The organism is Desulfovibrio porci (genome assembly GCF_009696265.1).
Lineage (GTDB): Bacteria > Desulfobacterota > Desulfovibrionia > Desulfovibrionales > Desulfovibrionaceae > Desulfovibrio > Desulfovibrio porci.
Window position 1 is genome coordinate 49885 of record NZ_VUMH01000015.1, and the last position, 9598, is coordinate 59482.

Annotated in this window: 8 protein-coding genes and 2 tRNA genes; 7 read left to right on the forward strand and 3 right to left on the reverse strand. The window is 60.8% G+C overall.

What is annotated here, in order from left to right:
• The first annotated feature begins 41 nt into the window (after window positions 1–41).
• The 3 genes from FYJ44_RS12665 (at window position 42) to nspC (ending at window position 4427) form a co-directional block, all read left to right on the forward strand.
• The gene (locus FYJ44_RS12665; protein WP_154512713.1) at window positions 42–1382 is read left to right on the forward strand and encodes a hypothetical protein; all 1341 of its coding nucleotides are present in this window, start codon (window positions 42–44) and stop codon (window positions 1380–1382) included.
• 89 nt (window positions 1383–1471) lie between these two features.
• On the forward strand, window positions 1472–2674 hold the full coding sequence (locus tag FYJ44_RS12670) for a saccharopine dehydrogenase family protein (protein WP_154512715.1): 1203 nt from the start codon (window positions 1472–1474) through the stop codon (window positions 2672–2674).
• A gap of 523 nt (window positions 2675–3197) precedes the next feature.
• Window positions 3198–4427: a carboxynorspermidine decarboxylase gene (nspC, locus tag FYJ44_RS12675; RefSeq protein ID WP_154512717.1), complete on the forward strand. Its 1230-nt coding sequence runs from the start codon at window positions 3198–3200 to the stop codon at window positions 4425–4427.
• 69 nt (window positions 4428–4496) lie between these two features.
• On the opposite strand, the gene FYJ44_RS12680 is transcribed toward nspC, so the two are convergent.
• Window positions 4497–5453 carry a polysaccharide deacetylase family protein gene (locus FYJ44_RS12680; RefSeq protein WP_229772701.1) on the reverse strand — a complete coding sequence of 319 codons (957 nt, stop codon included), beginning with the start codon at window positions 5451–5453 and terminating at the stop codon, window positions 4497–4499.
• A gap of 262 nt (window positions 5454–5715) precedes the next feature.
• Between FYJ44_RS12680 and FYJ44_RS12685 the strand changes: the two genes are divergently transcribed.
• The 3 genes from FYJ44_RS12685 to FYJ44_RS12695 all read left to right on the forward strand — a co-directional run bounded on the left by FYJ44_RS12685 (window position 5716) and on the right by FYJ44_RS12695 (window position 6414).
• Window positions 5716–5791: transfer RNA gene (locus FYJ44_RS12685), tRNA-Val, on the forward strand.
• Window position 5792: 1 nt separating this feature from the next.
• Window positions 5793–5869: transfer RNA gene (locus FYJ44_RS12690), tRNA-Asp, on the forward strand.
• A gap of 278 nt (window positions 5870–6147) precedes the next feature.
• Window positions 6148–6414, forward strand: a complete 267-nt coding sequence (locus tag FYJ44_RS12695; RefSeq protein ID WP_154512720.1) for a TIGR04076 family protein — start codon at window positions 6148–6150, stop codon at window positions 6412–6414.
• Between the two features lie 87 nt (window positions 6415–6501).
• Here the strand turns inward: FYJ44_RS12695 and FYJ44_RS12700 are convergent, their stop codons facing one another.
• Complete coding sequence (locus FYJ44_RS12700; RefSeq protein ID WP_154512722.1) at window positions 6502–7599, reverse strand: glycerol dehydrogenase; 1098 nt, start codon at window positions 7597–7599, stop codon at window positions 6502–6504.
• Window positions 7600–7923: 324 nt separating this feature from the next.
• Here FYJ44_RS12700 and FYJ44_RS12710 point away from each other — a divergent pair, with 324 nt between their 5' ends.
• The gene (locus tag FYJ44_RS12710) at window positions 7924–8520 is read left to right on the forward strand and encodes an adenylyl-sulfate kinase (RefSeq protein WP_154512725.1); all 597 of its coding nucleotides are present in this window, start codon (window positions 7924–7926) and stop codon (window positions 8518–8520) included.
• A 972-nt stretch (window positions 8521–9492) separates the two neighbouring features.
• Here FYJ44_RS12710 and FYJ44_RS12715 read toward each other — a convergent pair.
• A partial coding sequence (locus FYJ44_RS12715) for an integrase core domain-containing protein (RefSeq protein ID WP_154508122.1) occupies window positions 9493–9598 on the reverse strand: 106 nt, incomplete at its 5' end.

Below are 9598 nucleotides of genomic sequence, written 5' to 3' on the forward strand. Positions count from 1 at the left end.
ACGCGAAAAACCGTATCTGTTTCAGCTCAAGGGGGGAGGTTATGGCTCGTTCCCGCGGCATTTCGTTGGCCTTGTGTGTTCTGTCGATGTTACTGGGCGGCTGCGGTTTTCGTAGTGCGCCGCCGACCGAATCCCCGCATGTCCGGCCTGTGGGGCATCTTCAGATCGCCCTGCCTGGGAGCTTTACGCCCGTGCCGCGCGCGTCCCTCTATGCTTGGAGGAAGGAAGGGAAGGACGAATGTACGCTCTATCTCATGGAGCAGCCCTATGCCGACGCCGCGCAGTGGCAGCGGGAATTCGCCGAAGTCTGGCAGCGGTTGCGCAACGATCATACAAATCGACTGAGAGATAAGGTCGGCTGGGAGGGCGATGCTTCGGCCCTTTTCGGCGCTCCGGCCCGGTACTCCCTATGCGAATACAGCCAGTTGCACGTTCTGGTGCAAAAGGACGGCGCCCTGCTCCACCTGATGCAGAGACTCAGGCCTACGGAACTCAAGACCGTGGATGACTACGGCAGAAAGAAACAGGAAGAGGTGCGCCGCGACCTTGAACTCAAGGACTTCAATCCCGCTCCCTCGGATGTGGTTATGGAGTCCCTGCGCCGTATGGCCGATCTGGCCCGGCGCTGGAGTCCTCCCTATGCGGGTCAGACCGCGCCCGGCGAAAACGCGTTTTACACACTGCTCGGCAGGGTGGATGAAAGTCCGCGGTGCCCCGCTCTCTGGGAAAACGCCCGATTTACCTGGACGGATTTCGAACATGGATTGAACGTGCGCGTGGAGACCCAAACCAGCGCCTGGCCCAGCGACAACGGCTGGGCGGAACGGCACGAACTGGAAGATTACTATTCTTCCTCAAGAAGAGGCGGCGGCGGGATTTCACCGGTGTTGTTGGGTTACGCGCTTTTCAAACTCGCCGGGGAATCACTGGATTTCTCCCGGCAGAGAGCGCCGTCCCCCACGCGTGACCGGCACAGGGTGCGCCAGCTCAACGGTTTGTACGGCTTGGAAGAGGTCCGCTATTATACAAAGAAAAAGGCTGACAGCCCCGTTATCTATGATTTTTATGCTCGATGGGAGCATTTCGGCAACTTCAAGGACACGCATCTGCCGTACTTTAAGATTACGCTTGAAGGCGATACGGCGCAGCCCGAGGCTTTCATGGGGCTGTGGGACGCCCTGCTGGAAAGTGTGCGTCCCAATGATCCCCGCACTGTGCCCGTCTATGTGCGGCCCAAAAGAGGCAACTTCAGTTACGAGGAACACATCAAAAACGAGCCTCCCCGCTGGAAAGAGCGGGGAAAGAAGCCTTGGATGACGGATATCGACCCTGACCACTATGCGGAGCCTCTTTCGTGCGTGAACAAGGCTTTCGGCCGCTGAGCGGCCCGCCCTTTACCTCCGGCGCGCTTCAGGCTATGTGAGATACGCGCGCGGCCCGGCCGCGCCCAATCAGACGGAAAGGAGCAGACATGGCGAAAATCCTGATCATCGGCGCGGGCGGCGTGGGCAGCGTGGTGGCCCACAAGTGCGCCCAGGCGGCCAAGGAAACCGGTGTTTTTGAATGGATCACCCTGGCCAGCCGCACGTTGTCCCGTTGTACGGACGTGGCGCGCAGCGTCAAGGCCCGCGTCGGCGTGGACATCGACACCGCCCAAGTGGACGCGGACAACGTGCCCGAACTCTGCCAACTGATCCGGCAGGTCAAGCCGGATCTGGTCTGCAATCTCGCCCTGCCCTATCAGGATCTGCATATCATGGACGCCTGCCTGGAATGCGGCGTGCATTATCTGGATACGGCCAATTACGAGCCCCTGGACACGGCCAAATTCGAATACAAATGGCAGTGGGCCTATGCCGACCGCTTCCGCGAGGCCGGGCTCACGGCCCTGCTGGGTTCGGGCTTTGATCCCGGCGTGACCAATGTCTTCGCGGCCTGGGCTCTGAAGCATGAGCTGGACGAAGTGCACGTGCTGGACATCATCGACTGCAACGCGGGCGACCACGGCCAGCCCTTTGCCACCAATTTCAATCCGGAAATCAACATCCGCGAAGTCACCGCGCCGGGCCGTTACTGGGAGCGCGGCGAGTGGGTGGAAACCGACCCCCTGGCCTGGTCCATGAACTACGATTTTCCGGACGGCATCGGCAGCAAGAAATGCTACCTCATGTACCATGAGGAACTGGAATCCCTGGTGCGAAACCTCACGGGCATCCGCCGCGCGCGCTTCTGGATGACCTTCTCGGACAATTATCTCAACCACCTCAAGGTGCTCGGCAATGTGGGTATGACCCGTATCGACCCCGTACGCTTCCAGGGGCAGGAGATTGTGCCCATTCAGTTCCTTTCGGCCCTGCTGCCCGATCCGTCCTCCCTGGGGCCGCTGACCAAGGGCAAGACCTGCATCGGCGACGTCATGCGCGGGGTCAAGGACGGCAGGGAAAAGACCGTCTACGTCTATAATATCTGCGACCACGAAGCCTGCTATGCGGAAGTGGGTTCCCAGGCCATTTCCTACACCACGGGCGTGCCCGCCATGATCGGCGCCAAGATGATCGCGGAAGGGAAATGGCGCAGGCCCGGCGTCTGGAACATGGAGCAGTTTGACCCGGATCCTTTCATGGCGGACCTGAACGTCTACGGACTGCCGTGGCAGTGTGTGGAAGTGAAGTAGGGGAGTAGGCGGCCAGCTTGGGGCTTGACGCGCGGATGGAGTTTTGCGTGCCCTGCGGGCATGGCTTTTTTCGCCTGAATAGCGATGGGCCGCCTCCGGCGCGGAGGGGGCCGGGGGCGCAGCCCCCGGGCCCCCTTGAGCGTTGCTGTCTTTATCCGTCCGGCTGTGTCTCGCCTACGGCTAAAGCCAACCCCCCGCCCCCGCTTGGCAATGCAACGCGGCGGCGCGGCGTAAAACGGAGCTTGCCCGCGTGCGTGCGGCGCTCCTCAATCGCCGCACGTCAATTCCCGGGGGGATTGAACATCGCAGTTGCGCAAAGGCAGGCAGTGGATGGCATGGCGCGGCGCGGAAAGATGCCGGCAGCAGGGATATCTTGAGTCTGCGCGGGCGGGAGAGGCTCTCGTACAGCCAAAGCCGCACAGCTCGCAGGTCATGTAAAGCAGCAGCAATGTGTCAGACCTCTTTCCGTCAGCGTTGCACGGAAAACGAAAATTTGCGCGCCGCTTTTCCAAAAGGAACAGCAATGGACTGCCTGGACTTTTTGTTCACAGAGAACAACCCCGTCCCCTCCCCCTGCTTCGTGCTGGACGAGCCGCGTCTGGCGGCCAACGCCGCCACCCTGGACGAGGTGCAGCGCCGCACCGGCGCTAGAATTCTGCTGGCCCTCAAGGGCTATGCGGCCTGGGCCACCTTTCCGCTGCTTTCCCGCGCGGGCGCGGGGCCGCTCTGGGGCACATGCGCCAGTTCCGTGGACGAAGCGCGCCTGGGGCGGGAGGAATTCGGCGGCGAGGTGCACGCCTTCGCCGCGGCCTGGACAGCGGCGGAAATCGCCGAGCTGCTGGATCTGGCGGATCATATCGTGTTCAATTCCCCGGCCCAGTGGCGGCAATTCCGGCCGGTCATCGAAGCCCATAACCGCGCCCACCGCGCCGACAATCCCATTGCCTGCGGCCTGCGTCTCAACCCAGAGCATTCCGAGGGCGCAACGCCCATCTATGATCCCTGCTCGCCGGGTTCGCGCCTGGGCATCCGCCGGCGCCATTTCGATCCCGCCGATCTGATGGGCATTTCCGGTCTGCACTTCCATACCCTCTGCGAGCAGGGGGCCGACGCCCTGGCCCGCACTCTGGACGCCGTGGAGGCGAGATTCGGTCCCTGGCTGCCCGGCTGCGACTGGATCAATTTCGGCGGCGGGCATCACATCACCAAGCCCGGCTATGACCTGGACCTGCTCTGCGCCTGCCTGACCCGCTGGCGCGAGTGCTACAACGCCCGGATTTACCTGGAGCCGGGTGAGGCCGTGGCTCTGAACGCGGGCTGGCTGACGGCCACGGTGTTGGATGTGGTCATGGCCGACATGCCCGTGGCCGTGCTGGACGTCTCCGCCGCCTGCCACATGCCCGATGTGCTGGAAATGCCCTACAGGCCGGAGGTTTTTTACCGGCATGACGGCGCGACAACGCGCGCCGGGAACGCCGGGGAGGAGGGCTGGACCTGCCGTCTGGCGGGCAAGTCCTGCCTGGCTGGGGACGTGGTCGGCGAGTACGGCTTTGCCGCGCCTCTGCAAGCGGGGCAGCGCCTGGTTTTCGGGGACATGGCCATCTACAGCATGGTCAAGACCACGACCTTCAATGGCCTGCGTCTGCCGTCCATCGGCATCTGCGCGGCCGGGCCGGACAGTGCGGGCCGCGAAATGCGCTTTAGCCTGCTGCGCGAATTCGGCTACCAGGATTTCAGAAACAGATTGTCTTGAGCGGATTGTGCTGAACAGGATGGCAAAAGGCCGCATTCCTCACAAGGATGCGGCCTTTGGGTTCGCGGTTCAGGAAACCGGCGGCAGGGCGACCGCGTGGGCCGACGGCGGCAGGGGCGCGCCCGGCCTGTGCTGATCCCTCTGGCTGTGCTGATCCAGCGCCTGACCGGAGGAAGGCAGAGGCGCAACATTGTTTTCGAGCTGCCAGGGCTTGCTGCTGCGGGCCAGGGGCACCGGCCCGGAGCCTGCGGGCCAACTGCGCGCCGGCGGCGTCTCCGCCGAGCCTTCCACGCCTTCCACCGTATGGCGGGCCGCCAGAGGCATCTGCCCCAGTTCTTCCTTCAGGGGGCGGCGGGTCATCAGCAGGCCCGGTTCCGGGTCCAGCACGCCGTCCAGGTATTCGCTCACGGTCACAAAACGCTGGCAGCCGCCCGCGCGCAGATTCGCAATGATCCGGGGCAGATCCTCGACAGTGCTTTTGTGCGTGTCGTGAAAAAGAAAAATGCCGCGCAACGAACCCGTGGGATACACATAGCCCCGCGTGCTGCGCAGTTTGGCGTAATCCGCGGGCAGGCTTTTCCAGTCCCGGCTGTCCAGGGACCAGAGCACCACGGAAAGGCTCAGCGAGTCGGCAATTTCCACAGTGTAGTGGTCGAAGGCTCCGTAGGGCGGACGCAGAAAAAGCGGCGTGACCCCCAGAGAGCGCAGGATGGCGTCGGTGCGGCGGATTTCATCGGCTTTGCGCTCCGGCGAAAGCAGGCGCAGATTGGGATGGGAATAGGAGTGGTTGCCTATCTCATGGCCTTCGGCCGCGATGCGCCGGACAATGCCCGGATACAGTTCGGCCTGTTTGCCCAGCAGAAAAAAGGTGGCCGGGATGCCGTACTGGTCGAGCATGTCCAGAAGTTGCGGCGTGTTGCGCGACGGCCCGTCGTCAAAGGTGATGGCGCAGAGGTTTTCGCTCATGCGCTGGTCCATGATTATGTTGCCGTCCACCACGCGGGCGGGCGCATTTTGGGCCGCCAAAAGTATAAAGCCGCATAACGCGGCCGTTGCAAACTGTTTCCACGAGTGTTTCATTGTGCTGTCCGCCACCCCTGCAGTAATGAGTAAGCTCTATCACTCCACCCTATGCCCCGCAAGCCAGGGAACGGGCATCCCGTGGATGGTTGAAAAATTATCCTGTAAAATTAATATGTTATATTTTTATTTTTGTAAAAATTTTTTTACTCGACTAATTTTACTTGACTCTGAGGCCTGTTTCGCATAGTTAGATGTCTCCCGATGAGGGCAGTTAGCTCAGCTGGTAGAGCACCGCCTTCACACGGCGGGGGTCACAGGTTCAAGTCCTGTACTGCCCACCACGGAGCGGTAGTTAAGACGGTTATAACGCCGGCCTGTCACGCCGGAGGCCGAGGGTTCGAGTCCCTTCCGCTCCGCCAGCCAATTCAGGGGGTCAGATTATCTGACCCCCTTTTTTGTATGGCGAATCAGGTTGCGGGAGCTGACGCCGGAATGTTGCGCTTGTAAAAGCAAGGCACTCTGAAACGCCAGGCGTTTTCAAAAATTCATGCGGCCGGAAGTCGCGCTTTTCATCTGAATTCACGCCGTATTGTGTGCGGCGTCAGGGCATTTCAATATGGAGTCGCTCTAAAAATGGCGAACGGCCCGCGTCGCTGCCGGGCGAGCGCGGACCGTTCATATGCCAAGGAGGTCCTTTATGAAAGAGAACAAGATTAAAGCTGTGGTCGTGCGCTCGGGTTGTCCGTTGTATGCCGTGGGCGACGCCGTGTATTTTGACGGCCCGCTGCTGGACAAGGCGAAAAGCGGCAATCTGTGCATGATGGCCCTGAACGCCATTTTCCCCTTTGTCTATGCCGCGCGCAAAGGCGTTCTCAAGGATACGCCCGTGCAGTGTCCGGACTGCGAGGAGCACGTGGAATTTATGATCCGGCGCGTGATACCCGGACTGGAATCTCGCGACTGAAAAGTTCTTGTGTCCCCGGTCGTCCCCTTCCGGGTCCGGGCGCTTCCTCCCTTGCCATTGGAAGCGCCCGGACCCGGAAATTTTTTGTCAGCGGCCTGCCCGCGCGCGCCCCAGAGCGTCCGCTCCTACAATAGCCGCGCAGACCGAAGCCGGCGTCACCGGGAAGGGCATGTTGCCCAGGGTGTCGTTGGGCGCGCAGGCCAGTTCCGCCACCCGCATCAGGCGGTCGCGCGAAGTGTCCGTGACGCCCAGGTCCGCCAGGGTCGTGGGCAGGCCCACGGTCCGGCAGAAATCCAGCACCGTCGCGAGTTCCGCTTTATCGGCGTTTTCCAGCACCAGTTGAGTCAGGGTACCGAAGGCCACTTTTTCGCCGTGATACAGGGCATGGGTCTCCGGCAGCGCGGTAAAACCGTTGTGGATGGCGTGCGCCCCGGCCAGACCGCCGCTTTCGAAGCCCACGCCCGAAAGATAGGTATTGGTCTCAATGATGTTTTCCAGCGCCCTGGTGCAGGCCTGTTCCCGCACCGCCAGGGCGGCCTGGACGCCGTCGGCCAGCAGGGTGTCATAGCAGAGCCGGGCCAGCCCCTGAGCCGCCAGGGTCGGTTTGCCGCCCACGCAATTGGTGGCGCAGGAGCGGGCGCAGGCGCGCGCTTCGAAATAGGTGGACAGGGCGTCGCCCATGCCGGCGATAAGCAGGCGCGCGGGCGCCCGGCTGACAATACCGGTATCCACCAGCACCACATCGGGGTTGGTCGGCAGGAAAAGATATTCCTCAAACACGCCGCTCTCGCTGTAAATGACGGAAAGCGCGCTGCACGGCGCGTCCGTGGAGGCCACGGTGGGCACGATGACCACCGGGCAGTGGACATAATAGGCTACTGCCTTGGCCGTATCATGGATTTTGCCGCCGCCGACGCCCACCACCAAGTCACAGCCGGTCTGCTCATAGACAGCGCGGATGCGTTGGATTTCCTGCCTGGAGCATTCGCCGTTGAACAGTTCATAGTGGGCGGAACAGGCGGAGCCCGCGAGACTTTCGGCCACGAGGTTCTCCACCCGCGCCTTGCCCGATGCGCTGGCCAGGATCAGCAGCTTTTTGCCCAGCGGTTCCACATGACGGCGAATTTCGGCCAGGGCGTTATCCCCTTGGATATAGCGGGTAGGGCTGGCGATAATGGTGGTCATGGCGTTTTCCTCAACGGGAATGCTGTTTGTGCGATTAAACAATAACTGTGGTTACAGTTTGCCTTGTTTCGGTTTTTGTCAAGCGCATTTTTTCACAGAGAGCGACAATCTTTCAAGGTACGAGCGCGGGCCTGTCCTGCACAGGGGGACCGCCCGCCGCCCGGCTGTCAAAATTTCCTCCCGGGTTGCGCGCCCGGCGGGAAAAATCCCGTTTCTGCGCGAAAATCAAGCGTTGGCCGCTTTTTTGCATTATGCAAAACAACAAATTCCAGCCACGACGGCACACGGCTGTATGCCGGGCCGCCACGTCAAAGCGAGGTTCGCATGATGCCTGTTCTCTGGTTGCTGGGGCTTTCCGGCAGCGGCAAAACCACTCTGGGGTCCCTTCTGCGTCTGTACCTGGAGACGCAGGGCCACGATGTCGAATTCGTCGACGGCGACCGCTTCCGCCGGCAGTTCGGTTTCAGCGGCTTCCGGCCCGAAGACCGTCTGCGCAATATCGACGCCATGCGTGAGTATGTGCTGCAAGCCCACGCTCAAGGTAAAGTCTGCATTGTGGCGGCCATTACCCCCTACGAATGCATGCGTCAGAAAAATCGCGACCAGCTTCCCCTGTACCGCGAAGTCTGGGTGCGCTGTTCTCTGCATACGCTGGTGGAGCGGGATACCAAGGGCTTTTACGCCCGGGCCGCGCGCGGCGAAATGGATTTGCTGACCGGCGTTTCCGATGCTTTTGACGAGCCCGTGCGGGCCGACCTCATCGTTGATACGGACCGGCTCAGCCTGGCGGAAAGTTACGTGGCCCTGCGCGATCTGGCCGAGGAAACCCTGGCGGAAAGCCGGAACTGGCGGCAGGTCCGCGAGGAATTGCCCCTGAAGAACATGCCGGGCCGGTCGGCTCTGAACGGCTATTTTTTGTAGACGGGTTTGGGCGGACATCCCACGCCCCTTGCGGCGCGTCGGCCAAAAGGCGAAGAAAAGAAAGGCGGCCAGCTTTGTAAAGCTGACCGCCTTGAATTTTGGCGCGCCCGGCGCGATTCGAACGCACGGCCTTTGGCTCCGGAGGCCATAGGTCATATTTTCTCTTTTCTCCCCTCAATTTCTATATCAATATAATATATCAGATTTTTCAAAAAATCACCTTCCTTGCTTTCCCCTCATTTTCCCGCTATTTTTGCCACGAGTGCGGAGAAGCGTGCGTAAAAAATGAAAACGTGCAGGAAGGTGCAACATGGCGACCGGATTTGAAAAAACAAATTATGCTGGTGTGCTTTATCGCGTCAATCCAAAGACAAAGGAGCGCACCTACTATGTGCGCTACCGTCTGGGAGGCCGGGGCAGCAAGGAAATTTGCGAGCCGGTGGGCAAGTCCGGTGCGGGGATGACGGCAGCCAAGGCCGCACGGATACGGGCGGACAGAAGCAGGGGCAAAGAACTACCCAACAAACAGCAGCGGAAGGCGGCGCAGATAGCCAAAGAGCGCGGCACGGGGCCAGTTACGTTTGAGCGGCTTTGGAAATTATATGCCGAAAGTCATGCGGAACAGGCCTCATTCCCAGCGGATAGATCACGCTTCCAGCGCTACCTTGCCTCTCCTCTCGGTAATCGGGAGGCCGAAAAGCTGACTACGGCAGATGTAGAAACCTTGCGGAACAGCCTTAAACGGCACCACTGTTCCCCCCAAACTAGCAAACATGTTCTTTCCCTCGTGCGTCGCCTGTTACGCTTTGGCGTAAAGCGTGCGCTATGCATCTATCCTGCCGGACTTATTTTTGACATGCCCCTTGTCTCCAACCAAAAAACGGAACAATTCTCTGATACCCAGCTAGCTGCCTATCTGCACGCACTGGATGCAGACCACGACCACCTAGGTGTAGAGTGTCAACACGTTGTTCACCCTCCGCTCAGCCTTGAGGCTGGAGGTTTTCTGCCAAGAGCCGTATGCGGACGCACAAAGTTGTAGCGATGCGTCCAGACCGGCAAGTTCGCTGTTCTTTTC